Annotated in this window: 25 protein-coding genes and 1 tRNA gene; 7 read left to right on the top strand and 19 right to left on the bottom strand. The window is 54.3% G+C overall.

What is annotated here, in order from left to right; genetic code table 11:
* Positions 1-155 precede the first annotated feature (155 nt).
* On the top strand, positions 156-830 hold the full coding sequence (locus M0R70_00240; GenBank protein ID MCK9417789.1) for a Crp/Fnr family transcriptional regulator: 675 nt from the start codon (positions 156-158) through the stop codon (positions 828-830).
* A 97-nt stretch (positions 831-927) separates the two neighbouring features.
* Here the strand turns inward: M0R70_00240 and M0R70_00235 are convergent, their stop codons facing one another.
* Positions 928-1,341 (bottom strand): hypothetical protein, encoded by a 414-nt coding sequence (locus M0R70_00235; protein MCK9417788.1) that lies wholly within the window; start codon positions 1,339-1,341, stop codon positions 928-930.
* Positions 1,342-1,511: 170 nt separating this feature from the next.
* On the opposite strand from M0R70_00235, the gene M0R70_00230 reads away from it, so the two are divergent.
* The 3 genes from M0R70_00230 (at position 1,512) to queC (ending at position 2,753) form a co-directional block, all read left to right on the top strand.
* Positions 1,512-1,727 (top strand): DUF1858 domain-containing protein, encoded by a 216-nt coding sequence (locus M0R70_00230; GenBank protein MCK9417787.1) that lies wholly within the window; start codon positions 1,512-1,514, stop codon positions 1,725-1,727.
* A gap of 1 nt (position 1,728) precedes the next feature.
* On the top strand, positions 1,729-1,866 hold the full coding sequence (locus M0R70_00225; GenBank protein MCK9417786.1) for a hypothetical protein: 138 nt from the start codon (positions 1,729-1,731) through the stop codon (positions 1,864-1,866).
* A gap of 173 nt (positions 1,867-2,039) precedes the next feature.
* Complete coding sequence (gene queC / locus M0R70_00220) at positions 2,040-2,753, top strand: 7-cyano-7-deazaguanine synthase QueC (GenBank protein ID MCK9417785.1); 714 nt, start codon at positions 2,040-2,042, stop codon at positions 2,751-2,753.
* Positions 2,754-2,765: 12 nt separating this feature from the next.
* On the opposite strand, the gene M0R70_00215 is transcribed toward queC, so the two are convergent.
* Positions 2,766-4,013, bottom strand: coding sequence for a divalent metal cation transporter (locus tag M0R70_00215; protein ID MCK9417784.1), 1,248 nt, complete (start codon positions 4,011-4,013; stop codon positions 2,766-2,768).
* A gap of 105 nt (positions 4,014-4,118) precedes the next feature.
* Complete coding sequence (locus M0R70_00210) at positions 4,119-5,384, bottom strand: CBS domain-containing protein (protein MCK9417783.1); 1,266 nt, start codon at positions 5,382-5,384, stop codon at positions 4,119-4,121.
* 305 nt (positions 5,385-5,689) lie between these two features.
* Between M0R70_00210 and M0R70_00205 the strand changes: the two genes are divergently transcribed.
* Together M0R70_00205 and M0R70_00200 are read left to right on the top strand one after the other, a co-directional pair.
* Complete coding sequence (locus M0R70_00205) at positions 5,690-6,292, top strand: hypothetical protein (protein MCK9417782.1); 603 nt, start codon at positions 5,690-5,692, stop codon at positions 6,290-6,292.
* A gap of 166 nt (positions 6,293-6,458) precedes the next feature.
* The gene (locus tag M0R70_00200) at positions 6,459-7,238 is read left to right on the top strand and encodes a patatin-like phospholipase family protein (GenBank protein ID MCK9417781.1); all 780 of its coding nucleotides are present in this window, start codon (positions 6,459-6,461) and stop codon (positions 7,236-7,238) included.
* Positions 7,239-7,485: 247 nt separating this feature from the next.
* On the opposite strand, the gene M0R70_00195 is transcribed toward M0R70_00200, so the two are convergent.
* From M0R70_00195 to M0R70_00130, 14 genes are all read right to left on the bottom strand, one after another.
* Entirely contained in the window at positions 7,486-7,878 is a 393-nt protein-coding gene (locus M0R70_00195) for a PIN domain-containing protein (GenBank protein MCK9417780.1), read from the bottom strand.
* 2 nt (positions 7,879-7,880) lie between these two features.
* The gene (locus M0R70_00190) at positions 7,881-8,129 is read right to left on the bottom strand and encodes a CopG family transcriptional regulator (GenBank protein MCK9417779.1); all 249 of its coding nucleotides are present in this window, start codon (positions 8,127-8,129) and stop codon (positions 7,881-7,883) included.
* An 87-nt stretch (positions 8,130-8,216) separates the two neighbouring features.
* Entirely contained in the window at positions 8,217-9,509 is a 1,293-nt protein-coding gene (locus M0R70_00185) for an IMP cyclohydrolase (protein MCK9417778.1), read from the bottom strand.
* Between the two features lie 152 nt (positions 9,510-9,661).
* A complete protein-coding gene (locus M0R70_00180; protein MCK9417777.1) occupies positions 9,662-10,564 on the bottom strand; it encodes a branched-chain amino acid ABC transporter permease in 903 nt (300 codons plus the stop codon).
* 155 nt (positions 10,565-10,719) lie between these two features.
* Positions 10,720-11,814, bottom strand: coding sequence for a branched-chain amino acid ABC transporter substrate-binding protein (locus tag M0R70_00175; GenBank protein MCK9417776.1), 1,095 nt, complete (start codon positions 11,812-11,814; stop codon positions 10,720-10,722).
* A gap of 120 nt (positions 11,815-11,934) precedes the next feature.
* Positions 11,935-14,562 (bottom strand): lactonase family protein, encoded by a 2,628-nt coding sequence (locus M0R70_00170; GenBank protein MCK9417775.1) that lies wholly within the window; start codon positions 14,560-14,562, stop codon positions 11,935-11,937.
* Positions 14,559-15,182: a thiamine phosphate synthase gene (gene thiE, locus M0R70_00165; protein MCK9417774.1), complete on the bottom strand. Its 624-nt coding sequence runs from the start codon at positions 15,180-15,182 to the stop codon at positions 14,559-14,561. The genes M0R70_00170 and thiE overlap by 4 nt, the downstream gene beginning before the upstream one ends.
* A 1-nt stretch (position 15,183) precedes the next feature.
* A complete protein-coding gene (gene accC / locus M0R70_00160) occupies positions 15,184-16,530 on the bottom strand; it encodes an acetyl-CoA carboxylase biotin carboxylase subunit (protein MCK9417773.1) in 1,347 nt (448 codons plus the stop codon).
* Between the two features lie 49 nt (positions 16,531-16,579).
* Entirely contained in the window at positions 16,580-17,056 is a 477-nt protein-coding gene (gene accB, locus M0R70_00155) for an acetyl-CoA carboxylase biotin carboxyl carrier protein (protein MCK9417772.1), read from the bottom strand.
* Between the two features lie 42 nt (positions 17,057-17,098).
* Positions 17,099-17,665 (bottom strand): elongation factor P, encoded by a 567-nt coding sequence (efp, locus tag M0R70_00150; GenBank protein MCK9417771.1) that lies wholly within the window; start codon positions 17,663-17,665, stop codon positions 17,099-17,101.
* Positions 17,666-17,749: 84 nt separating this feature from the next.
* On the bottom strand, positions 17,750-18,832 hold the full coding sequence (locus M0R70_00145) for a Xaa-Pro peptidase family protein (protein ID MCK9417770.1): 1,083 nt from the start codon (positions 18,830-18,832) through the stop codon (positions 17,750-17,752).
* Positions 18,832-19,281: a type II 3-dehydroquinate dehydratase gene (gene aroQ, locus M0R70_00140; protein ID MCK9417769.1), complete on the bottom strand. Its 450-nt coding sequence runs from the start codon at positions 19,279-19,281 to the stop codon at positions 18,832-18,834. The genes M0R70_00145 and aroQ overlap by 1 nt, the downstream gene beginning before the upstream one ends.
* 76 nt (positions 19,282-19,357) lie before the next feature.
* Complete coding sequence (locus M0R70_00135) at positions 19,358-19,714, bottom strand: roadblock/LC7 domain-containing protein (protein ID MCK9417768.1); 357 nt, start codon at positions 19,712-19,714, stop codon at positions 19,358-19,360.
* Complete coding sequence (locus tag M0R70_00130) at positions 19,715-21,172, bottom strand: hypothetical protein (protein ID MCK9417767.1); 1,458 nt, start codon at positions 21,170-21,172, stop codon at positions 19,715-19,717. It lies immediately after the preceding gene.
* Between the two features lie 655 nt (positions 21,173-21,827).
* Here M0R70_00130 and M0R70_00125 point away from each other — a divergent pair.
* Positions 21,828-21,903, top strand: a tRNA-Phe gene (locus M0R70_00125).
* A 24-nt stretch (positions 21,904-21,927) separates the two neighbouring features.
* On the opposite strand, the gene purF is transcribed toward M0R70_00125, so the two are convergent.
* Together purF and purB are read right to left on the bottom strand one after the other, a co-directional pair.
* Positions 21,928-23,325 (bottom strand): amidophosphoribosyltransferase, encoded by a 1,398-nt coding sequence (gene purF / locus M0R70_00120; protein MCK9417766.1) that lies wholly within the window; start codon positions 23,323-23,325, stop codon positions 21,928-21,930.
* A gap of 125 nt (positions 23,326-23,450) precedes the next feature.
* The gene (gene purB, locus M0R70_00115; GenBank protein ID MCK9417765.1) at positions 23,451-24,755 is read right to left on the bottom strand and encodes an adenylosuccinate lyase; all 1,305 of its coding nucleotides are present in this window, start codon (positions 24,753-24,755) and stop codon (positions 23,451-23,453) included.

The following is a 24,755-nucleotide window of genomic DNA, read 5'->3' as shown; positions in this document are numbered from 1 at the left end:
GGCTCACCACGAACGGATAATTACGACTAAATTCAATACACGCTCCGTTCGCCCTGAGTGCTCTGCTGAGCCTGTCGAAGCATTGTCGAAGGGTAAACAGAGCGTTTTTCAACATCCTGTTAGATGAGAATGGACTATTATATATGATGTCTCCTATGATGATAAATCTCAAAAAGATCGACCTCTTCAAAAACCTCTCGGATGAGGAACTCAAGGAACTGGAACATTACATCACCGCAGTTCCATTCAAGAAAAAAGATGATATCTTCACGGAAGGCGACGCGCCGGAGTGGTTTTATATCGTAGCAAAGGGAAAGGTAAAGGTGACCAAGATCTCCCACGACGGCAAAGAGATCATCCTCGAGGTCATCTCGCCGTATGACATCTTCGGCGGTGTGGCGGTTTTACGGAATTTTCCCTACCCGGCGAATGCCGTTGCCATGGAGGACTCCGAGATCCTGAAAATATCCCGGAAGAACCTCATGCGGCTTGTTGACCGCTTCCCGAACCTCATGTTCTGCATCGCGCTCCAGCTCGGCGACCGGATGAAAAGTTCCTTCGACTCGCTGAAGAACATCGCCCTCGAGCGCGTTGAGGCGAGGATCGCAGCGCTTTTGCTGAAACTGGGAAACAAGGTCGGGGTGGAGACGCCCGAAGGCCTGATGATCGACATGCGTCTCACCAAGCAGGATGTGGCCGACATGGTCGGGACCACGGTCGAGACCTCGATTCGCACCTTCAGCAAGTTCAAGAAAGACGGACTGGTGATGGATTCGGACGGGAAGGTAATCATCAAGGACCGTGAAAGGCTATCAGCGCTTTCGTCGTGAAGTAAGCGAGCTCGCATGGCGCATGGCGCATGGCGCAAAAACAGTAACAGAAAGCTTGCCTTTACGCTCTGCCCTATGCGCTTTGCGCTATGCGCATCTATTGCGGCTGTTCAACCTTGGTGAGCAGCGTCATCAGCATATTGTAGAGGAACAGAAATATCGCCAACGCCTGGACCGCGCCGGATACCACCGTAATGGTCCGATATAGGTCGCTCGGATTGTAGACGTTCAGGGCATAAAACAGGAGCATGGATACCAGAGAGATGTTCGAAAGGTAGAACTGCACCTCTCCGATCCTATTGCTGTACAACGCCCGTCCCATAAAGCGCGGCAGGATATGATAACCCACTCCGTAGATCATCATCGATACCCATCCGAGCATGTTCAAATGCGAATGAACGAATTTGAGCGCCATCACGTCCTGGTCGGCAAGCATGACGATTCCCATAACTGCTGAGGCGCCGAGATACACGACACTCATGACGATAAACCCCTTTACGAACTTGTCCATAATAGATTACCTCCTGGTGGTTTAAGTAGGGTGAAGTATAATGCAACTGGTCCGGAACCGCTATGACATGGCTCATAGTATACCATAGTTCATGCAGTATGATGCAGGTCATACCGGCGCACGGTCAGTTCTGGTAATGTGGTGACAACAAAAGAACAAAGGAGGCCACTATGGTTACGGAAAAGAAGACAGTCACAAAAGATACGCTTATCGGCGACGTGATACGCATGAGCCCCGCGGCCAAGGCGGTGATCGAGAAATACTTCGGAAATGGGTGTTTCACCTGCGCGGGGATCAACGTGGAATCGTTGTCCTTCGGCTCGATGATGCACAATCTCGACCCGAACAAGATCGTCGCTGAAGTCAACGCGGCTTTGGAGGAATAACATGGCAAGCAAAGAGATCAAATGTTTTGTCTGCGGGACTGACGATAAGACCAGGGTGTACCTCCCCTGTTATCATGAGGGCGATGAGAAGATCGTCTGCACGCGATGTCTCCCCATGCTCATACACGGGGCGCATTGAATCGACGAAGGACGAGGGATGACCGCTCGATTCTCTCGCTTGGACGAGGGACGCAACATCACTTATCCTTTATCACTCGTCCTTCGTCCCTCGTCCATCGTCCGTCGTCCCTCATCTCTCCCGTCCGCGCGAAAAGTGTGGAGATTTAAGTCCGACACTGGTAAACTGCTTCCATGAAAAACGAACTCGCAGTGGTCCTCGTGAGCGGCGGCATGGACAGTTGTGTCGCGGCCGCCATAGCAAATGAAGAATATCGGCTGGCGTTCCTGCATGTGAACTATGGACAGCGGACCGAAGCGAGAGAACTGCAGGCGTTCAATGAGATAGCGGATCATTACAAGGCCGAAAAACGCCTTACGGTCAGCATCGAGCATTTGAAGGTGATCGGCGGTTCAAGCCTCACGGACACCAGCATTCCTGTCCCGGAATTAGGTTCTCCTCAATCCGCAATCCATAATCCGCAATCCGCAATTCCAAACACCTACGTCCCCTTTCGGAACGCTCATCTCCTTTCCATCGCCGTTTCCTGGGCAGAGGTCATCGGCGCAACGAAGATCTTCATCGGAGCGGTCGAAGAAGACAGTTCAGGCTATCCCGACTGCCGTGAGGTCTTTTATCGGGCATTCAATAAAGTCATCGAGATGGGAACAAAGCCGGAAACGCGGATCGAGATCATCACGCCCCTTATCCATCTCAAGAAGTCGGCCATCGTGCAAGAAGGCATGAAACGCCGCGCGCCGCTTCACCTGAGCTGGAGCTGCTACCAGAACAACGACCGGGCCTGCGGCAGGTGCGAGAGTTGTATCTTGCGGTTGAAGGGGTTCACCGGGGCGGGAGTGGACGATCCGATTCCGTACGAAGAGATCCCGCACGAGCACCGGTCATGACTTTTTTAATAATTAAGATATCGCAAAACTGGTAACAAGCAGCATCACCGTCAGAAAGATAAGAATGGCAATGGTGATCCAGGCGATGATGTTCATCCTCTTTGAATTGACGTATTCTCCCATGATCAAAGGATCGTTCACCAGTCTCAACATAATAATAAGTACAAAGGGCAGCAGAATGCCGTTCACCGTCTGGGACAGGAACATGATCTTGATGAGCGGCGCATTCGGGATCATGATCACCCCTGCTCCGATCATAATAAAGGCTGTGTAGAATCCCAGAAATTGCGGCGCTTCACGAAAGGATTTATTAACCCCCGACTCCCATCCGAATGCCTCGGACAACCCATAGGCCGTTGCCAGAGGAAGAACAAATGCAGCCAGGACCGACGCGTTCAAAAGACCCACAGCAAACAGATGTGATGCGAACGGCCCTGCAAGAGGCTGCAAAGCCTGTGCAGCTTCTTCCGCGGAATCGACAATAACGCCCGCCGGATGGAGTATCGTTCCCGTGGCAAGGACAATAAAGAACGCGATGAAGATGGTCATGAAAGCGCCGGCGTAGACATCGAACTTGACATACTTGTAGTCTTCGATTCGTACTCCCTTATCAACGACCGCCGACTGGAGGTAAAACTGCATATAGGGCGTGATCGTCGTACCTACCATGGTGATGAAGAGGAGAATATAGTCGCGATCCATCCTGATGCGAGGGAGCGCGATCTGGCGCGCCACCTCGTGCCAGGGAGGATTCGACATGACCCCCGACACAACATAGGTCAAATAGATCATGCTGATCAGGAGAAGGAACCGCTCCACTTGTTTGAAGTTCCCTTTGACGACCACCAGCCAGACCAGAAAGGCCGAAATGGGAACGGAGATGTTCTTGTGCACTCCGAACAACTCCATGCTGGCCGCTATGCCGGCAAATTCGGCGATCGTGACGGTGAGATTGGCCACGATAAAAAGCAGCATAATGGCAAGCGTTACCTTGACGCCGAACTGTTCCCTCACCAGGTCGCCGAACCCCTTTCCGCTCACCACCCCCATGCGCGATGACATTTCCTGGATCACGGCCAGGGCCACGGTAATAAGGACCAGGACCCACAGAAGACCGTAGCCCTCCCGGGCGCCGACGATGGAATACGTGGCTATCCCGCCGGCGTCGTTACCCGCGTTTCCGGCGATCACTCCGGGTCCGATGACGGCAAGGATCAGGAAAATTCTTCTGTCCTTTAATTTTTTTATCCACTCAACTATTTTCACCGGCTGTGCACTCTCCAGACACCCTGCGACAAGTGACGCGGGACCATCGTAACACTTTATTTCGCTTCAATGTTCAGAAAATACCCCGTGTAAATCAGGCTATAGTTTTCTTCTTTTCTTTCGGGAGGCTGTCGGCAATAGGAAATCAACCACGTCATCCACGGTCACGATGCCGCGAAGGACATTATTCTCATCGACAATAGGCGCGGCAAGAAGGTTATATTTCGATATGAACTCCGACACGTCATTTCCATCCGCATCCAGCGGAAGCGTCTTGACCGGCGTAAGCATGATATCGCTCAGCAAGGTGTGCGGCATGGCGAGGATGAGGTTCTTAAGTGACACCACGCCGTTGACATGCTCGTCCTGGTCCAGGATATAGAGATAATAGATCGTTTCAACGTTCGGCGCCTCGAGCCGCAGCTCCTTGATCGCCTCTTCCACGGTCATGTCCGGCGGAAATGCGAGGAATTCGGTGGTCATGAGACCGCCCGCGGTGTTGTCCTCGTGCTCCATGAGCTCCTGGACGTCCTCGGCCTCCTCCTTCTCCATGAGGTTGATGAGCTCCTGCGCCTTGGCCTCGGGCAGGTCGCCGAGCACGTCCGCGGCCTCGTCAGGCGGCATGCGCTCAAGGATGTCGGACGCCCGCTCCTTGGACATGTCGTCGATGATGTCGGCCTGGACCCGTGGTTCGAGTTCGTGCAGTGCCTCGGCAGCCGTGTCCACGTCAAGGCTGCCGAAAATGGCCGTCCGCTCTTTCTGGGAGACCTCGCTGATGATCTCGGCAAGGTCCGCCGGGTGGAGGCTCGAAACTTTCTGGCGCGAGACCGTCAGGGTCAGCCTCGTCAACTTGGGTTCCACGGTCTGGACATAGGTCCAGGAAATAAGTTTATGCTGGAGTTTGTACTTGAACAGGGCCAGGAATTTTTCCCCGCGTTTTTCCACGCCGAGCCTGCGCAGCAGACCCCGGAGGCCGATGTCCGCGGCAACCAGGCAGAGTCTGCCTTTCACGTCCCCGAGTTCGAGGTCATTGACCCGCACCAGCTTGGCGCCGTTAATGTCCACGATCTGCTTGTCAAGGAGGTCCCGGCAGATAAGGATATCGGACGATGCGACCTCGGCGGGTTTCAAGACATCCCTGCGCGCATTCACCGAAATGACGCGTCGGTTAAAGAGGTTGATCATGTCCCAGGGGATCAGATAGGTGTCCTTGCCGGCTGAAATGACCACGGAGGTTACCGCGGGAAACGGCTCGCCCAAACCCACGATGACGTCCTTGAGCTTCCCGATCTCTTCGCCCGTCTGGTCAAGAACCGGCTTCTTAGTGACCTCGCTGACAAAGATTTCTCCTGCGAAAAAGGGCATGATTGCTCCGCTGCGATAGAAATTGTTTGATGATGTAGTTTATACCAGCGGCCTTTGGTTAAGTCAAGAAAAAATCCGCCAAGCCAAACAAAATATGCTAAAATATTTATAGACATAGGGGCAATTTAGCATACGGCCATAAGTGCCCCGGGGAGCATACCTAAAAGCAAAATCTATTAAACACAAATATATTGATATAAATAAAATTAACATGTCATCCCGGTGGTTTTCTGATATAGTTTCCTGAATTTCCCGCGTCACACGCGGAGATACTGTCATGGTCAACCGAAAGGAGCGTTCGTCATATGCCGGAACAAACTACAAAGGACCTGAAAAAAGAAATATACCTGTTGATGCACAAGACGCAGGAGATGCTCGAACTCGCGCAGGACGGGTTCACGAAGAACAAGCTCACCTCCCTGGATCAGGCCGATGAGCTCGCCAAAGAGATCCATGCCAGGGAAGACGTCCTGACCGCCACGCTCGCTAAAATAGCTTCAACGAACAGTGAAGCGCGGATGCTCCTTTCCGTTCCCTCCCATATTGAGAAGATCGCCACCAGCATTAAACGCATTACCGAGAGCAGTCGTACCCGGATCAAGGAAGGCATGCTCTTCAGCGACAAAGCCGTCAACGAGACCTGCAAACTCTTCTCCTGGACCCGGGACGTGCTCAAAAAGTCCGCCGAGTCCGCAGTTACCGGCTCCCAGGCTGTCGTTGAAACGGCGATGGCCGATGCCGATGCCATGGAGCGCATGGCCAACAATTTCGCGACCGCCCACGAAGACAGGCTCGTAACCGGCGAATGCTCACCCAAGTCCTCTTCAACCTATCTGTGCATCCTCTACGCATTTGAGGACATGGGAGCGCATATTAAAAATTCGGTAAAAAGGCTTTCTGGTAAATAAACAGAATCCGCTTTTCCACCTCCTTGACCCGGTAAAGCCCCGCCAATGGCGGGGCCGGCTTCATCGGTGAAGTTCTCTGAGCAATTCTTTTATTCGTCATCCCCGGATTCTTTTATCCCGTCAGGGAGGGATCCAGACCTCGAGTTTGACATAACCAGGGGGACACATGCCTCTCACATCGAATTCGGGAATCGGACTGGCCCTCTCGGGCGGTGCAGCGCGCGGCATCGCCCACATCGCCGTGCTGGATCTCCTTGAGCAGGAGGGAATCCCCATCCATGCCATTGCCGGAACGAGCTCCGGCAGCATCATCGGCGCGCTCTATTGCGCCGGCATGTCGGTCTCGGAAATCCGGCGCGTTCTTTTGAACGCCAAATGGACGGACATACTCAAGTTCACCGTCCCCCGGACGGGACTCATATCAAGCGACGGGATCTTCAAGTTCATGGAAGACATCCTTCCGGTAAAGAAGTTCTCCGCCCTCCCCCTCCCCTTTGCTGCTGTCGCCACAGACCTCCGTACCGGAGAAAAGGTCGCTATCACCACGGGCTCGATCGCCAAGGCAGTCCAGGCGAGCTGCAGCCTTCCGGTCATTTTTACGCCCACGGAGATCAATAATAAAATACTCGTTGATGGCGGTGTTTCCAGCCAAGTGCCGGTCAGGACAGTACGGGAAGAATTGGGAATACGGAAAGTGATCGCGGTAAATGTGAACTTCAGGGCATTGGAACTGGAGCAATTCGACAATATTGTAAAGATCGCGGCGCACCTTTCGGCACTCTGGGCATCAAGGAACGCGCGTGAAGAGGAAAAACTCGCGGATGTTCTGATTCAAGTGAATGCGAGGGGAATTCCCCTCTATGATCTGTCGAAGTCGATGGAATTACTGAGGCGCGGCAAAAAGGCTGCTGAAGAAAAGATGCCGGAGATAAAGGCTTTGCTGTGAAACCGGGTAATATGTATATGGGTAATTAATATCTTCAGCATCCGCATACATCAACCATCATCAGTTCTATCTCAATCTTCCATCGCTATTAATAACTGTTTGTAATTTTTCATTTATGATATATTTGTTTGGTAAGACCATCTTCCTGTACTCGCCATTTTTGTGAGCTGATCTTTGGTGCACATTTCAATCGGAATTTCGCTGGTCCGAATACCCTAGATGTATCCTGGATCGTTACCAGGCTTGTCTAAGGAATGCACGTAAATCCCTGATCGGCAAAATGAGGGTCGAAGGCGAATACCGTCTTGATACCTGATGAACGCATTGTTTCGAAGCTGACGCAATCTACAAGGCTGAGTTTTCTTTTTGAAGCCGCCAGAACGGCGCTCACAGCGGCGCGGTGGGTTGATTCTTTAATCCACTCAACGTTGATGATCGGCAGAACATCCTCTTGAAAACCCCTGACAGCTTCGAGGCCCAGACGGTGCTGCAGCAGGGCGAAGCACTCTACCAGGACATAATTCGAAGTAATAATGGTGTTATCAAAACCAAGAATATCGGTCCATGCCTTTTTCGCCTTAATATGATTAGCATCGTCCTTGTCAAGCAACGCAAAAAAAGCGGATGTATCGATAAACATTATCACTTCGAGAAGACCTCGGCAAGATGTTTGTCGTGTTCCTTGGAAATATCGCGTTTCCCGGATCGATATTTGCCGACCATGGCAAGAGCTCGTTTCCGCTTTTCAGATGCATCAATGACAACATTTGATCGTAAAACAACGTCCACCCCCTGCCTGACAAGTTCGGCAATGGAGAGATGACGCGATGAGGCCATTTTTTTCAAGGCCTTTGACTGCTCTTCTGTTAGTTGAACCTGCGTTCGTATCATTTTGCCTCCTGTGATTACACATTCGATCACATGATAACATATGACAAAATCGCTGTCAATAGTGAGAGCACAGGATTTATCGTTCTCTTAATGCTTGAACACGCGCTGGCCGGTAAACACCATGGTCACTTTTGGGTTTGCTTCGTTACAGGCTGAGATAACATCGAAATCACGGTCCGATCCGCCGGGCTGCACGATGGCGGTGATCCCTTCCTTGATGCCGACATCCACGCCGTCCCGGAACGGGAAGAAAGCGTCGGATACCATGGTCGAACCGATGAGGCCGCCTCTGTCCTTTTTGGCCTGCTCATCGATCTCCTTGAGCGCGCCCTTGTCCCGTTTCCCCTGCCCGGCCTCCAGCTCGAATGTTTTGTAGGGTATCCCGTATTTCCTGAAGCAGAGCGCGTCCGCATATTTCGTATAGGCCTTGAAGATAGCGATCTCGGCAACACCCACCCGGTCCTGTTCGCCGGTTCCGATGCCGACGGTGACGCCGTCTTTTACATAGATGACCGAATTCGAGGTGATCCCCTGTTCCACATTCCAGCCGAACAGCATGTCATCGTATTCCCTGTCCGTCGGCTTCCTTTCGATCCCGTACTCCTTGCCTTTATACAGCGCCTTTGCTTCCTTGAAATCGTCCTTCTTACGGACCGCGTTTTTCTGGGATTGCTGAACAATAAGACCTCCGTCGATAAGCGCCTTGAACTCCACAACGCTCATATCGCGGTATTTGGAAAGCTCGCTGATCTTTTCGAGCTTGATGATGCGCAGGTTCTTGCGCTTTGATAGGATCGCGACGGCGCCTTCTTCATAATCCGGAGCCGCGACGACCTCTAAATAGTTCGCGTTCGCCATCTCGGCGGTCTGCTTATCCATCGGGCGGTTGACCACAAGACAGCCGCCGAACGCCGCGATGCGGTCCGCCATGTTTGCCCGTTCGTATGCTTCTGCCACGGTTTTTCCATAAGCCGCGCCGCAGGGATTATTGTGCTTCATGATAGTTGCCGCAGGGCGGTCCATCAGATACTTCAGGATATTAAGTGCATTATCAAGGTCGGTGAAATTTGTTTTGCCCGGATGTTTGCCTGCCTGGACCATCTGTTCCTCGGTGATGGCGCTCACGAGACCATTGCCCGGGTCAATGAACCGTGCCCCGGCCAGCATCAGATTTCCCTTCACCAGTTCGTACATGGCGGCCTGCTGGTCGGGGTTCTCTCCGTAGCGCAGGCCTTTCTCGATGAGTTCCCCTGATCCTTCATCAGCGAGCTTCCAGGTCCTTTTCCGGTACACCAGCTTCTGTTCGCCAAAGGTAATGGTCATTTCCGGTGGGAAATTATCGGACATGATGGTCTTGTACATCTTCTTGAGATCGGACATGAGATACCTCCAAATAAGGAATAAGTTCGTAGTTCGGAGTTGATCGTTCGTAGAAGAATAAAGCCTCTATCTTAACCTATGAACTCTGAACTGGTTCGACTCATGCTTACCATCATGAGCGATAGTCGATTGATCTGAACTCCGAACTGATCTTAAACCTTATCCACTGACTTTTCCCCCAGCAGTCCCGAGGGACGGATGACGAGCACAATTATAAGAACGAGAAAGGTAAAAGCATCTTTATACACGCTCGAGATATAGCTCGCTCCGAAGTTCTCGATCAGCCCGAGCATGAACCCGCCGAGCATGGCGCCGGGGATGCTGCCGATGCCGCCAAGCACGGCCGCGGTGAAGGCCTTGATGCCCGCCAGATAGCCCATGAAAAAGTGCACGACCCCGTAATAGAGCGTAACCATGACCCCCGCCACGGCCGCAAGCGCGGAGCCGATCATGAAGGTGATCGAAATGACCTGGTTGATATCGATGCCCACGAGTCCGGCCATGACCTTGTCCTGCGATGTAGCGCGCATGGCCTTGCCCAGTCGTGTTCTCGCAACAAAAAGGTGGAGACCGGCCATGATCAGGACCGATGCGGAAAGGATGAATATCTGAACAGGCGAAACATTGGCGCCGAAAATGGTAAAACCTTCCGAGGGGAGCATGGGCGGCAGGTTCTTGTATTCCTTTCCCTGGGCAAGCATCACAAAATTCTGGAGGATGATCGACATTCCCACGGCGCTGATAAGCGGCGCAAGCTTTGATGCGTTTCTGAGAGGCCGGTAGGCAACGCGTTCAATGACCGCGCCATAGGCGGCGCAGAATGCCATGGATATGATGACCGTGAGCAGGAGTGACATCGGCAGGCTGTATGCCGTAAGCCCCAGGTACGTCAGTACGCCGAGGACGATGATTCCGAGATACGCGCCGAGCATATAGACCTCGCCATGGGCGAAGTTGATGAGCTGGAGGATGCCGTAGACCATGGTGTACCCGAGGGCGATGAGTGCATACACCGCTCCAAGGGCAAGGCCGTTTATGAGTTGCTGGGTGAACATGGGAGACCGCCGGTGTTATTACTTGATCATCTCAAAAAAATCAAATTTTCATACAAAGTCACAAAGATCACGAAGAACATCACATTACTAACGACGCATTTTTCTCTTTGTGGCTTCGTGGCTTTGTGTGAGACAGGTTTTTTACGTTTTTATCTCTACTTCACTTCAACAAATTTCCCGTCAACAACCTTCCACACGACATAAGGTGCCTTGGTCACATCACCGTTCTTGTCAAAGGATATGTCGCCAAAAGCGCCTTTAAAAGTGTTTCTGGATATGTTCTCCGCGACTTTCGAGCCGTCCGTCGTCCCTGTCTGCTGAATGGCGGTAAGAATGATATTGGCCGCATCATACGCATAGATGGAGTATGGTCCCGGAGCACCGTATTTCGCGGTGTATTTTTCATTGAACGACTTTGAGGTCGGCAGTCCTGAAGGGTCTTTTCCGAACGTCACATAGGTCCCTTCCGCGGATTTTCCCGCAATGTCTATGAACGTCGGGTCATACACGCCGTCCCCGGTAATCATGGGGATATTCATCCCCACCTCTTTAGCCTGGCGCACAAGCCTCCCGGCCTCGGGATAAACGCCGCCGAAGAAATAGACGTCCGGCTTCTTGTCTTTCATTGAGGTCAATACCGCTTTATAATCAGGGTCCCCGGTCAGAATGCCGTCGTAAAAAACCACCTGCACCTTGTTCTCCACGGATTTTTTAAAATAATCCGCGAGACCCTGACCGTAGGTCGTCTTGTCATGGAGAACGGCCACCCGTTTCGATTTCAATGAGTTCAGGATAAATTCCGCGGCAACGCCTCCCTGCTGGTCATCAGTGCCGCACACGCGAAAAACGGTTTTATACCCTTGCCGGGTTAGGCGGGGATTCGTCGAGGCCGGACTGACGGAGACAATACTGGCGGTATGGTAATACGTGGACGCGTTAATGGAGCAGTTCGAATTCCAGTGCCCGACCACTGCACTTACCTTCTGGTTTATGAACTTGTTGGCGACCGACACCGCCTGTTTAGGATCCGCCTGATCATCACCCGGGACCAACTGGATCTTTTTCCCCAGGAGGCCGCCTTTTTCATTCCATTCAGCAACAGCGAGATCAACGCCATTCCTCAGGTCGATGCCCATCTTGCTCTGGGCGCCGGTCATGGGGCCGGCAGCGCCGATCCTGATCACGTTTTCGTCCTGGTGGGTGCACCCGAAGAGCGCCGCCATGAACAGAAGTGAAATAATTTTCTTCATGTATGCCTCCTGAAGTTCGTCCAGAATTCAAAGCCCTGGACACACTACTACATTGCACAGCGGAGAAACACCCGCGGCCCGACTTTCGGGCCGCGGATAAGAAATACAATTTGCCGCGATCTACTGATAGCTGCCGGTGGTTGTAACGGAGAGGGGACCCGACCCCGCCGCGATCGTGGGAGTGCCCATCGGCGTGAGGCTCCCGTCAGCACCGATCGTGTACTGCGAGACGTTGGTGTCGCCGTCGTTCGTCACGTAGGCGTACTTCCCGCTCGGATCCACGGTGATGGAGGTGGGACCCGTCCCCGCTGCGACCGTGGGTGCGGTCATCGCCGTAAGGCTCCCGTCAGTGCCGATCGTGTACTGCGAGACGGTGGCGCTGTTGTAGCTTGCCACGTAGGCGTACTTCCCGCTGGGATCGACGATGACAGAGCGGGGATACAACCCCGTCGCGACCGTGGGGGCGCCCATCGACGTGAGGCTACCGTTGGCATTAATCGTGTACTGTGAGACAGTCGAACTGCCGCCGTTCGCCACATAGGCGTATTTCCCGCTCGGATCGACGGTGACGGAAGTGGGACCCGTCTCTGCCGCGACCGTGGGGCTGGCCATCGCCGTGAGACTCCCGTCTGCACCGATCGTGTACTGCGAAACGGTGGCGCTTATGTTGTTCGACACGTAGGCGTACTTTCCGCTTGGCACGACGGCGACGGAGTTGGGTTTCGTCCCCGCTGCGACCGTGGGTGCGGTCATCGCCGTAAGGCTCCCGTCAGCGCCAATTGTATACTGCGAAACGGTGGCGTTATTGTTGTTCGCTACGTAGGCGTATTTCCCGCCCGGATCGACGGTGACGGATTTGGGAAGCGGCCCTGCCGCGACCGTGGTGGGGGCCATCGCCGTGAGGCTCCCATCAGCACCGATCGTGTACTGCGAGACGGTGCCGCTGATGTCGCTGTTCGTCACGTATGCGTACTTCCCGCTCGGATCGACGGTGACGGAGACGGGATACGAACCCGTCGCGGCCGTGGCAAGGGTCATCGCCGTAAGACCCCCGTTCGCGCCGATCGTGTACTGCGATATGTTGGCGCTGCCGTAGTTTGCCACATAGGCGAACTTCGGCGTGTAGGTCACCGCCGCTGTGCCCTTGGTCATGGCGATGGAGTAGCTTGAGGTGCGGGCACGCACAGTTCCCAATGATGTGAGTGCTCCAGTGCTGGTGTTGATGCTGTAGGCCGAGACGTAGTAGTCGCCCGTCACGTAGACGAACTTTCCGGAGGGGTCGACGATGACGGAGTTGAGACCAGTATCCGCCACTGCGGCCGCGCCGACGCTGGTGAGCGCGCCGGTACCGGCATCGATGGTGTAGGACGAGATGCTGCCGCCCCAATTCGCCACGTAGGCGAACCGGCCGCTCGGGTCGACGGTGACGGAGGAGGAAACGGACCCCGCCGTCACGGTGCCGACACTTGTCAGGGCGCCGGTCGTGGGGTTGAGGGTGTAGGCCGAGACGGTGCCGCCCCTATTCGCCACGTAGGCGAACTGGCCGGAGGGATCGACGGTGACGGAGTAGGGATTGGCCCCCGCCGTCACGGTGCCGATACTGCTCAGTGCCCCGGTCGTGGGGTTGATAGTGTAGGCCGAGACGGTGGTGGAGCCACCATTCGCCACGTAGGCGAACTTGCCGGAGAGGTCGACAGTGACCGACTGGGCAGCGGTTCCCGCCGTCACGGTGCCGATACTGCTCAGGGCCCCGGTCGTGGCGTTGATGGTGTAGGCCGAGACGTTTCCGGAGGTTTGATTCGCCACGTAGGCGAACTTACCGGAGGGATCGACGGTGACAGAGACGGGATTGCTCCCGGCTGCCACGGGCGCGCCAATGCTGGTGAGCGCGCCGGTGCCGGCGTTGATGGTGTAGGCCGAGATGGTGCTGGAGATGTAATTCGCCACATAGGCGAACTTGCCGGTAGGGTCGACCGTGACGGACCAGGGAAAGCTCCCTGCAGCGACATAGCCGATATGGCGCAACTGGCCGGTGGCGGCGTTCACCGTGTAGATGGAAACGGTGCTATCACCGGAATTCGCCACATACGCATAGCGCGGCGCATACACGGAGGAACAAGTGATCGTGACACTGGTGACGTTCGCGGCTGAAACGGTTCCGGTGCCGCCGCTTATTGCGCAGTTCTGTGCGAGTAGGCTACTCGGCTGAGTCTTGACGGTGACGCTGTACCCCGCGCCGGAGGCCACTTTTGTGGCAAAGGTAAATGCGCCGTCCGCGGTGATCGTCAAGTCATCGGCATTGTTGTCCTGAAGTACCAGACCGGTGCCTGCAAGTCCGGTTACCGTGGCGCTTATGGTATATGCGTTGGTGGAGCAGATGACCGAGACGCCCGTGACGTTCGCGCCGGCAATCGTGCCGGCGTTGTTGTTCGCCGTGCAGGTCTGCGTCGGCCCGGAGGGCTGGGTCATGACCGTGACGGTATAACTCGCGCTGTCCGCGACCCCTGTGGCAAAGGTGAACGTACCGTTTGCCGAAACAGCAAGGCTATCGCCGCCGTTGTTCTGAAGCACAAGCCCTGTGCCGGCAAGGCCGGTGACCTCGCCTCCCACCGTGTAGCCTGAACCTGCAGGCGCCGCATCTCCTCCCCCGCCTCCCCCCCCCCCGCAATTAACCAGCGCGAGTGAACTGAATAGAACAAATGCCGCGATTACGGTGAAGCGAAAACGTGTATGTCTTGTGGTCTTCATGTATTCCTCCTGAAGTTAGTCCATATGCTGACGAGCTGTTCCGCCGCGAGCGTGATATCAGGGGCGGTTAGTACGCCCGATATCACTGCCGCGCCGTCTGCGCCTGCCTGAGCAACGAACTGAACATTCGCCTGATTGATGCCGCCGATCGCAATGACCGGGATGGCTACCGAATTTTTGATGATCGTCAGATTCTGGATTCCCTGCGTTTGTCCTGCGTCCTTGGTTGAAGATTTGAAGATGGGGCCGAACCCGATATAATCGGCACCTGCGGCCTCTGCCGCGCGGGCCTGTTCAAGATTGTGGGTTGAGATGCCGATGAGTTTGTCCCTGCCGAGCAGCTTTCGCGCGAATTCGATCGGAAGGTCGTCCTGCCCCAGATGCACGCCGTCTGCATCAACTGCCGCTGCGATGTCTGCATGGTCATTGACCAGGAAAAGCGCCTGTGCGTTCCTGGCAATCCGAGAGAGCATCAAGGTCGTTTCATGGATGCTCTTCCGCGCTCCGTTCTTGCTCCGGTACTGGAAGAACTTCACCCCCGCGTCGAGCGCCTGCCGCATCGCCTGCTCAGGACTGACGCGAAGGAGGTCCTGATCAAGGATCAGGCAGAGCCCTCTCATATCACTTTGCCGGGTTATTGTACCGCTCCATGAACTTCGTGGAAATATCGCCCTTCTGGAATTGAGGGTCGTCGAGAATTTTTATGTGCAGGGGGATCGTGGTCTTGACCCCTTCGATGATGAACTCATTCAGCGCACGCTTCATTCTCATGATCGCGTCAGCCCTCGTCTCCGCGTGCACGATCAGCTTTGCGATCATCGAATCATAATAAGGCGGGATCACGTACTGCGTGTATGCGGCGGTTTCCACCCGCACGCCGAGCCCACCCGGCGGATTAAAGGCCGTGACCGTTCCCGGCGAGGGAGTGAACTTTTCCGGGTCCTCGGCGTTGATCCTGCATTCGATGCTGTGCCCTTTGATCCTGATGTCCTTTTGGGTGAACGAAAGCGGAAGTCCCGCCGCCACACGGATCTGCTCCTTCACAATATCAATGCCCGTCACCATCTCGGTCACCGGATGCTCCACCTGGATACGGGTATTCATCTCCATAAAGTAGAATTTCCCATGCTCATCCATCAGGAACTCTATCGTGCCCGCGTTGCGGTATTTGACGGACTTGGCAATAGCAACGGCCATCTCGCCCATCTTTTTGCGCAGGCCGTCATCGACAATGACGGAGGGGGCTTCCTCGATGAGTTTCTGATGCCTGCGCTGGATCGAGCACTCCCGCTCTCCCAGATAAACAATATTGCCTTTTTCGTCGGCCATGATCTGGATCTCGATATGGCGCGGCTGGAGAATGTATTTCTCGAGATACACGTCGGCGTTGCCGAACGCCGCAAGCGCCTCGGTCTGGGCCATGACAAAGGCATTGGCGAATTCAGCCTCTTCCATCACGACCCGCATGCCTTTTCCGCCGCCGCCCGCCGAGGCCTTGACGATCACCGGGAACCCAAGTTCTCGTGCGATCTCAATGGCGCTGCTTTCCTCGGTCACGACACCCTTGCTGCCCGGCAGCACGGGCACCCCCGCCTTCTGCGCCGTTTCCCGCGCCCTGGCCTTGTCCCCCATCTGCTTGATGCTCTCGGGACTCGGTCCGATAAAACGGATCCCCGTGGAGTTGCAGATCTCGGCGAAACTCGAGTTCTCCGCCAGGAAGCCGTACCCGGGGTGAATTGCCTCGGTATCAGTGATCTCGGCTGCGCTGATGATGCTCGGCACGTTCAGATAGCTGTCGGAGCTCTTCGGCGGGCCGATGCACACGCTTTCATCCGCAAAGCGCACGTGCAATGAGTTTGCGTCCGCGGTGGAATGCACGGCAACGGTCTTGATGCCCATCTCCTTGCATGCCCGGATGATACGGAGCGCGATCTCGCCGCGGTTGGCGATCAATATTTTTTTAAACACTCATCCACCTCAACGCCATTATTTTACCTTTTCAATGTCACCAGCAGTCCTAATTCTGCTCGATCACGAAAAGCGGCTCGCCATACTCCACGGGGGCGCCGCTCTCCACCAGTATCTGAACGATCTTCCCGGCACCCTCGGACTCGATCTCATTCATGAGTTTCATTGCTTCGATGATGCAGAGCACCTGGCCTTTTTTCACTACGTCGCCGACCTCCACATACGCAGGTTTGTCCGGAGAACTTGACCGGTAGAACGTGCCGACAATGGGAGAGGTCACCTTGATGATGTTCGTTTTGACCGGCTCCGTTGCTTTCTCGGCAACACCCTCGGGTGCCGGCGTTACGGTGACCGCCGGCGCCACAATGGCCGCCGGCGGATATTCCATGCGCGGCATGGAGGGATGGAAAGTGACGTCGCCGCCCTTCCGGAGCCGTACTTTCACGCCGGAACGTTCGATCTCCAGTTCCGAGATGTCGGTGTTTTTCATCAGCTCTATCAGTTCCTTGATCTCTTTCAGGTTCATGACTACTCCTTTTTCACGTCGCTGATATGATAGTGAACTGGTCTATTTCTTGACCCGCTCGATAAAGGTCCCCGTGCGCGTGTCTACTTTGATGCTGTCGCCCTCGTTCATGTAAAGGGGTACCTTGACCACTGCACCGGTCTCAAGGGTTGCCGGCTTGGACCCCCCCGAGGCAGTGTCGCCCCGCACACCCGGATCTGTCCTGGCGATCACCAGTTCCACAAACATGGGCACTTCAATGTTGATCGGCATCCCCTTGTGATAGAGGACCTTGATCTCCATGTTCTCTTTGAGATAATTGGTGCTGTCGCCAAGCTGCTTTTCGTTCAGGGAGACCTGTTCGTAGCTGGTGGTGTCCATGAACACTCGGTCCTTGTCGGCGCCATAGAGGTACTGCATGGTCTTTTCCTCGAGGTCGGGGACATCCACTTTTTCACCCGCTCTGAAGGTCTTGTCGGTCACATTCCCCGATTTGAGGCTTTTGAACTTGGTTCTCACGAATGCCCCGCCCTTGCCGGGCTTCACATGCTGAAACTCCACGATCACGAACGGCTCACCGTCGATCTCGATTTTTAAACCATTTCTAAATTCTGTTGTAGATACCTGCACTTATTTACTACCTCCCTTTCATATTACGTGATGATGTTGCAATTTAACATTTGTTGTTTATCAACAGGTTAGACATTGTATGCTCTAGAAGATATTTAATCCATCCAGCTCTTTCGGAAGCGTGGTCAGCACCTTGGCACCTTTGTCAGTTACCTGGATCATGTCTTCGATGCGAACCCCTCCCCAACCAGGGATATACACGCCGGGCTCAACCGTGAACACCATGTTTTTTTCAACCGTATCCCTGGACAACTGAGACACGGCCGGCCCTTCATGGACCATGAGCCCGATGCCGTGACCGGTGCCATGACCGAAGTGTTTTCCGTGTCCCGCCCCTTTGATGACCTCCCGTGCGGCATCGTCAACAGACTTGCATGGAATACCGGGCCTGACGGATCGGATCGCTGCTGCTTGCGCTTGCAGGACAATCTCATAGATCTGTCGCTGTTTGGAGGAAGGCCGCCCGACACAGAAGGTCCGCGTTATATCGCTGTAATACCCATTCGCTTCGGCGCCGAAATCAAAGGTCACCAGATCGCCTTTTTTAATGCGCCGATTGGTGACCGAGGCATGGGGCATGGCCCCATGAGCGCCTGAAGCAACAATCGTATCAAAAGCCGCCTTGCGGGCGCCTTTCTCCCGCATCAGATATTCGAGCTTCGATCCGAGACCCTGCTCCGAGGCGCCCGGCTTGATATCCGCCTTTAACTCCAGGAACGCTTCCTCGGCCCGGCGGATTGCCGTGCGGATATTCGCAAGTTCGTGTTTGTCCTTCTGCTGTCTGAGCGTCCTGACCAGATCAGCGTGTCCCTTCAGCTTAAACCCATTTTGTTTGAATTTTTTAAGCCCTTCGACCGTGAGCGCTGACTCGTCAAACCAGAGCGTATCAACACCCATACGCTCGGCGGCATCCCGGACAGCCTTGCAGTGATCTTTTTTTTGGATCAGGATCGTGATGCCGGTGGTTTCGTTACGGGCCTGCACATTGTATCGGAAATCGGTGATCAGACATGACCTGCCGGAAGCGACCAGCAGGGAACCAAACGAACCGGTAAATCCGCTCAGATAGCGAATATCTTCGCGCCGGGTCACGAGAAGTGAATCGAGCCCGTTCTCGCTCATGATCTGCCTGAGCCTGGCGAGACGGTCCTGTTCAGGCCTCCGCATCACTTCTTGTTCCCACCGGCCTTCCCGAACCCGGCCGCTGCCCTGAAAGCGAGGAGGTAGCTTTCGGCCCCAAAACCGGTGACCTGTCCTATTGCCACACCGGAAATGTATGAATGCTTCCGGAACTCCTCACGTTTATAGATATTGGAGATATGCGCTTCCACGGTCGGTATGCCGGTGGATGATATCGCGTCCCGGAGTGCCACGCTGGTGTGCGTGTACGCGCCCGGATTGATCACGATGGCCCCGTAGACGCCCATGGCTTCCTGGATCTTCTGGACCAGTTCGCCTTCGTGATTCGACTGATAGAAAGACACTTCCACGCCGAGTTCCTTGGCAAGTAAGGAAAGCCGGTTGTTAATATCGTCGAGCGTGAAGGTGCCGTATATATCAGGCTCGCGCTTGCCGAGAAGGTTCAGGTTGGGCCCGTGCATGACCAGGATTTTCATGTTTCCCCCGCACAAAATAAAAAACTGCCCAAGGCAGTTTTTGGATATACCGCACAGCAGAGAAAAGTCAATGTTCTCAAAACTCTTTGAGCAGCCTGGGCGCCGCCATCCGAAGGAGGAACCTTCCTTTGCCGAAATTTCCGTCAGGTTTTATGATCAAAACGAAAAAATACTCATCGTTCAGCCTGCGCAGCATGATCATTGCTTTGTCCGCGATGACCGTCACTTCCTTCGTGGAGCCCATCTCCGCGGATTGGGAGCCTTTCTCTATTTCCTTAAGGAGCGATGAAAATTCAACGGTCATGGACTGGATGTCCATATCGCTGCTTTTGGCATATTCTTCGACAGGAATGCCGTCAAGACCCACGATCAGCGCGCCAAGGGCTCCTTCCGTGCTATTGACCACTTCTTTCAGGATATCGGCAAAGGGCATTTATTTCTCCTTTTTAATAGTAGTGAGCCAGGTTTCCAAACGCGCGATCGTTTCCTTGCGCCCGGCAATATGAGGGACGGATGTCTCGTGTTCTTGGTGAGAAGTTGCTTCCAGGGGCTCCTGCTCAATTTTAGGGGGGACATACTCCCGCGGTTCGAAATTTACCTTTAAACCGGTCTGCGCCTGGACAGAAGAGTCCTCCAAGACGGTGAATCCTTCACCTTCCCCTGCCGTCGTTTGGGCTTTCGGCCCTGCTTCAGGTTGATACGTACCGAACCCGGCATCGATATTCTCTTCCGATGACTTTTCCTCCGGCCCGACGACTGTATCCGGTTCCGCAACAACCTCAGCGTCTATGAACAGTTCGTCCAGTTCAACGGTCGGGACATGATCCCGGCCTTCAGTGACGGCCTCAGGTTGAAAACCTGTTGTATCCTCGTTTTGTTGCGGCAGGTGCTCTTCCAGCGGTTCTATTACAACTTCACCGGCTTTATCAGCAGGGATGTATTCCCGCGCTTCCTCTGCACCGAAAATATCCTCTTCAATTTTTTGTTCTGCTGCCGGAGTAACCGTCCGGGCAACTGCGGCCCTCACCCATGACAGTTTGTCCTGCAACCCCCGGCTGTTGGGTTTATCAACCAGCATCCGCTCGTAAATTTCAACGGCTTTTTCAAAGAAGCCCTGGGAAATATAAAGTTCTGCGAGCGTGTCGGTTGTGAAATCATCTGATTTTCCCGAAATGTCTTCGGATGACGGTTCCGGGACATTTTCAAGGACCTCTTCGCCGAATCCGGTTTCAACGATCTTATCTGCGCTTATTTCCTCGGAAACATCCGTCGGGATCGTTTCCCTGTCCTCACCATTGAATGGTTCTGTTTCAGGCCCGATGTCCTGGCTGACGACCGGCTCATCCGGATGTTGATCGCCCGTTGGAAAATCAAGGTCAAAACTTTCTGCCGCGACAACCGAAGGTACTGCCGGGAGTTCATGTGCCTCAGGAAGACCAATGCCGGCCGCCGGCGGTTCCTGCGCAGAAGCCTCCGGCTCCAGCGGTTCCACGACAAGAACCTCTTCCGGCTCTTCCGTTTCCGTCACCGAAGATGCCGACGCTTGCGCCGTCTCTGTAAATGGTGCCGGTGATACCGCCTGAGACACCGGCGGAGTTTCGACAGGTGTTATTGGCTCAACGTTCGATGGTTGAGAAGGAACAGGTCCAGGTGCCTGTTGGGGTGCCGCTGTTGATGCCGGTTGTTCCTGTTTACTTGCCTGCTCAACCGTTCCCTTCGCCTTTAACGCCTGGATTTTTGAACTGACATCCCGGCCTGCTTCGACATCTGAAATCAGGGAAGCCAACTCCCCATCACCAGTGTTGAGAGAGAGGGCAATTTTATAATGCGGAAGCGCATCAAGGGGCCTGTTCTGACGAATAAGAAGATCGCCCAGCTTTTTTTGGGCCATAACATTATCCGGGCTCGTCTTCACGACCTCTTCAAATTCCTTTTGCGCGCCTGCCAGATCTCCCTTTGCCAGCAGGAGTTTCCCAAGGGAGGACCGTGCGGTAACATAGTCCGGATTGTTTTTAAGCCCCTCCAAAAGCACATGGATGGCCATCTCAATGTCCCCGGCTTTTTTGTACTCTTCAGCGAGCGGGACAAAAAGCTTTGACTTGGGGTCTTTCGAAATACGCCCCGTTAACTTGGCTATTTCGGAGGTTTCTTTATCCATGGAATTTGCTTGTCATATCAAACTGATAGAAGAAATTTTACCAAACAATGGCAACTAATGTCAAGGTAATACTTTTCTGCGAAGTGCAATACAAACGGCAAACGCAAAACAACGTTTAGCATGCAGCATAAATGGATTGGAAACAACCTGTATCCATGACTGACACTGGCCGAAGCATTCGCCAGGTGGGGAGGGAGATTACGAGAGGTTACTAACTTGATAAATGCGCACGTTCGAGTTCCACAGAGAAAACAGCGTCGCTAACGACGTATCGTTAAGACTGGCGGGCTGCAGAATATCTTTTTCAATTACCGGCAAAAGAAAAAACCTTGACAATGAGCCCCCCATTCTGCTATTTTACCGTCTCGTCAAGCAGTCGTCAAAAACTGCCGAGGTAGCTCAGTTGGTAGAGCAGAGGCCTGAAAAGCCTCGTGTCCGCAGTTCAATTCTGCGCCTCGGCACCATTCTTTTATTTATTCCGCGTTCGATTATTCCTTGTCAAACAATCCCAACTGCAGCAACTTCTCGCCCGGAAACGGCACTGGATACGCCCCGTCAAAACACGCGGAGCAGTAATTCATGCGGTGCGGAACCACCTTTTGGATACCGTCCATGCTGATATATCCAATTGTGTCCGCGGTTATGTACTTCCTGATCTCTTCGATGCTGTGCGTTGAAGCAATGAGTTCCTGTCTCGTTGGCGTATCAATGCCGTAGAAGCACGGGAACGCCGTCGGCGGAGAACTGACCCGCATATGGATCTCCGTGGCGCCCGCGTTCCTTATCATCTTGATGATCTTTTTGCTCGTGGTGCCTCGCACGATGGAATCATCCACCACAACCACGCGTTTGCCTTTGAGCGCGTCCTTAACCGGGTTAAGCTTGATCTTGACCCCGAAGTGTCTGATGGTCTGGCGCGGCTCGATGAACGTGCGGCCCACGTAGTGGTTCCTGATAAGGCCGGTGTCAAAAGGAATTCCGGCTTCTTCGGCATATCCCAGGGCCGCAGGCACTCCGGAATCCGGGACCGGGATGACAACGTCAGCCTCTATTCCGGTCTCGCGGGCGAGTTGTCTGCCGAAATTCTTCCGGATCGTATACACATTCTGGCCGAAGACCATGCTGTCAGGCCGGGCAAAATAGATGAACTCGAAAATGCAGTGGGATGGCTCCGCCGGCTTGAAGGGAAATGATGAACGAATGCCATGATTGTTGATCACAACCATCTCGCCAGGCGCGATGTCGCGGATGTGGGTGGCCTCGATCAGATCGAAGGCGCAGGTCTCTGAAGCGACAACATACCCGTTGTCAAGTTCGGCCAGCGAGAGCGGTCGAAACCCGTTCGGGTCCCGGACCGCGATAAGTTCATCTTCGGTGATAATGAGCAGACTGTAAGCGCCCTGGACATGACTGAGGGCGTCGATGATCCTGTCGTGCAGAGTGGACATGCGAGACTGGGCAATAAGATGGACGATCACCTCGCTGTCCATGGTGGACTGGAAAATGGAGCCGTACGCCTCAAGTTCGTCCTTGAGGATGCCGGCGTTTACCAGGTTGCCGTTGTGGGCGATGGCAAGACCACCCAGCGCGAAATTCACGAGGATCGGCTGGATGTTGATCGCGACGCTGTCGCCGGTGGTCGAATAGCGGTTGTGTCCGATGGCGCTATGCCCGGGAAGTTTTTTTATTCGATCTTCGGTGAAGATGTCCGCAACGAGACCCATTGACTTTTCGCTATAGAGCTTCTTGCCGTCGGACGAAACGATCCCCGCCGACTCCTGGCCGCGGTGTTGCAGTGCGTAAAGCCCCAGGTAGGTGAGGTTCGCCGCATCGAGATGACCGAAGATCCCGAACACGCCGCATTCTTCATGAAATTTGTCGAACATACGTTTGTGTCCTTTCACCACTAAGACACTAAGGCACGAAGAAAGGCTTGAATGGTTTACTTCGAGTCTTCGCCTGCCCCGTTAGAAATTGCAATGCTTTCTGATGGGGTGAACCTTCATGGTGATTATTTATTTTTTTTCTTAAAGACCCTTTTAAAGATATAATCAACGTTCGTGAGCGTACGGGAAAGAGCAAAGCAGTCATCGATCTCCTTGCCGCTCAAGTAGCTGTGGATATCCTGATCGTTCTTCAGCCGCTGCTTGAAATCGCCGCCCTGTTTCCACACTTCCATGGCATTCCGCTGCACAAGGGAGTAGGCGGCCTCGCGCGTGAGCCCCTTGCCCACGAGCGCAAGCATCACGGTCTCTGAATGGAAAAGCCCTCTGGAGATCGCCATATTGCGCTGCATGTTCTTGGGATAGACAAAAAGCCTGTCGATCAGGGTATTGAAACGCGCCAGCATGTAATCAATGAGGATAATGCTGTCGGGTATGATGATCCGCTCGACCGACGAATGACTGATGTCCCGCTCGTGCCACAGGGCGACATTTTCCATCGCAGCGATCGAGTTCGCGCGCACGACGCGGGCGAGACCGGAAAGATTTTCTGCTGAGATCGGGTTCCGTTTGTGAGGCATGGCGGAAGAACCCTTCTGGCCTTCCGAAAAATATTCCTCCGCCTCAAGCACCTCGGTCCGTTGAAGATGGCGGAGCTCAATGGCGAATTTTTCGAGCGATGACGCGATAAGGGCAAGCACCGTCAGGAACTCGGCATGCCGGTCACGCTGGACCACCTGCGTCGCAACCGGTTCGGGTTTAAGACCCAGTTTGCGGCAAACGTAAGTCTCTACAAAAGGGTCGATGTTCGCGAAGGTCCCGACCGCGCCGGAAACCTTGCCGACGCTGATCACGTCCCGTGCTCGCAGCATGCGTTCGAGGGCCCGCTGCATTTCCTCGTACCAGAGGGCCATCTTGAGGCCGAAGGTGACCGGCTCCGCGTGCACCCCGTGTGAACGGCCGATCATCACCGTTTTTTTATACCGCAATGCCTGCTTTTTGAGTGTTTTGATAACAAGGCGGATATCATCGATGATAATGTCCGATGACCGTTGCATGAGCACGGCAAGAGAGGTGTCGAGGACATCCGAGGACGTGAGGCCGAGATGGATGTAGCGGGAATCGGGGCCGACATGCTCGCCGACAGCGGTAAGAAAAGCGATAACGTCGTGTTTCACGGTCTTTTCAAGAGCGTCGATCCGCTTTACCCTGAAGTCGGCTTTTTTCTTGATCGTGGCGAGCGCCCGTGCCGGGATCAGCCCCAGTTTTGCGTTCGCCTCGCAGGCAAGAAGCTCTACCTCGAGCCAGGCGCGATATCTGTTTTCCGGTTCCCAGAGAGTGGCCATCTCCGGTCTGCTGTAGCGAGGGATCAT

This window comes from Nitrospirota bacterium, from assembly GCA_023229435.1.
In the GTDB taxonomy this organism is placed as follows: Bacteria; Nitrospirota; UBA9217; order UBA9217; family UBA9217; genus JALNZF01.
Note: the sequence above shows the minus strand (reverse complement) of the source record. Positions and strands in the feature narration are given on the sequence as shown.

What these genes read in the sequence shown, in the direction of transcription:
- M0R70_00240 (MCK9417789.1), top strand. Translation starts at nt 156, where the DNA reads ATGATGATAAATCTCAAAAAGATCGACCTCTTCAAAAACCTCTCGGAT.
- M0R70_00235 (MCK9417788.1), bottom strand. Translation starts at nt 1,341, where the DNA reads ATGGACAAGTTCGTAAAGGGGTTTATCGTCATGAGTGTCGTGTATCTC.
- M0R70_00230 (MCK9417787.1), top strand. Translation starts at nt 1,512, where the DNA reads ATGGTTACGGAAAAGAAGACAGTCACAAAAGATACGCTTATCGGCGAC.
- M0R70_00225 (MCK9417786.1), top strand. Translation starts at nt 1,729, where the DNA reads ATGGCAAGCAAAGAGATCAAATGTTTTGTCTGCGGGACTGACGATAAG.
- queC (MCK9417785.1), top strand. Translation starts at nt 2,040, where the DNA reads ATGAAAAACGAACTCGCAGTGGTCCTCGTGAGCGGCGGCATGGACAGT.
- M0R70_00210 (MCK9417783.1), bottom strand. Translation starts at nt 5,384, where the DNA reads ATGCCCTTTTTCGCAGGAGAAATCTTTGTCAGCGAGGTCACTAAGAAG.
- M0R70_00205 (MCK9417782.1), top strand. Translation starts at nt 5,690, where the DNA reads ATGCCGGAACAAACTACAAAGGACCTGAAAAAAGAAATATACCTGTTG.
- M0R70_00200 (MCK9417781.1), top strand. Translation starts at nt 6,459, where the DNA reads ATGCCTCTCACATCGAATTCGGGAATCGGACTGGCCCTCTCGGGCGGT.
- M0R70_00195 (MCK9417780.1), bottom strand. Translation starts at nt 7,878, where the DNA reads ATGTTTATCGATACATCCGCTTTTTTTGCGTTGCTTGACAAGGACGAT.
- M0R70_00190 (MCK9417779.1), bottom strand. Translation starts at nt 8,129, where the DNA reads ATGATACGAACGCAGGTTCAACTAACAGAAGAGCAGTCAAAGGCCTTG.
- M0R70_00185 (MCK9417778.1), bottom strand. Translation starts at nt 9,509, where the DNA reads ATGTCCGATCTCAAGAAGATGTACAAGACCATCATGTCCGATAATTTC.
- M0R70_00180 (MCK9417777.1), bottom strand. Translation starts at nt 10,564, where the DNA reads ATGTTCACCCAGCAACTCATAAACGGCCTTGCCCTTGGAGCGGTGTAT.
- M0R70_00175 (MCK9417776.1), bottom strand. Translation starts at nt 11,814, where the DNA reads ATGAAGAAAATTATTTCACTTCTGTTCATGGCGGCGCTCTTCGGGTGC.
- M0R70_00170 (MCK9417775.1), bottom strand. Translation starts at nt 14,562, where the DNA reads ATGAAGACCACAAGACATACACGTTTTCGCTTCACCGTAATCGCGGCA.
- thiE (MCK9417774.1), bottom strand. Translation starts at nt 15,182, where the DNA reads ATGAGAGGGCTCTGCCTGATCCTTGATCAGGACCTCCTTCGCGTCAGT.
- accB (MCK9417772.1), bottom strand. Translation starts at nt 17,056, where the DNA reads ATGAACCTGAAAGAGATCAAGGAACTGATAGAGCTGATGAAAAACACC.
- M0R70_00145 (MCK9417770.1), bottom strand. Translation starts at nt 18,832, where the DNA reads ATGCGGAGGCCTGAACAGGACCGTCTCGCCAGGCTCAGGCAGATCATG.
- aroQ (MCK9417769.1), bottom strand. Translation starts at nt 19,281, where the DNA reads ATGAAAATCCTGGTCATGCACGGGCCCAACCTGAACCTTCTCGGCAAG.
- M0R70_00135 (MCK9417768.1), bottom strand. Translation starts at nt 19,714, where the DNA reads ATGCCCTTTGCCGATATCCTGAAAGAAGTGGTCAATAGCACGGAAGGA.
- M0R70_00130 (MCK9417767.1), bottom strand. Translation starts at nt 21,172, where the DNA reads ATGGCCCAAAAAAAGCTGGGCGATCTTCTTATTCGTCAGAACAGGCCC.
- purF (MCK9417766.1), bottom strand. Translation starts at nt 23,325, where the DNA reads ATGTTCGACAAATTTCATGAAGAATGCGGCGTGTTCGGGATCTTCGGT.
- purB (MCK9417765.1), bottom strand. Translation starts at nt 24,755, where the DNA reads ATGATCCCTCGCTACAGCAGACCGGAGATGGCCACTCTCTGGGAACCG.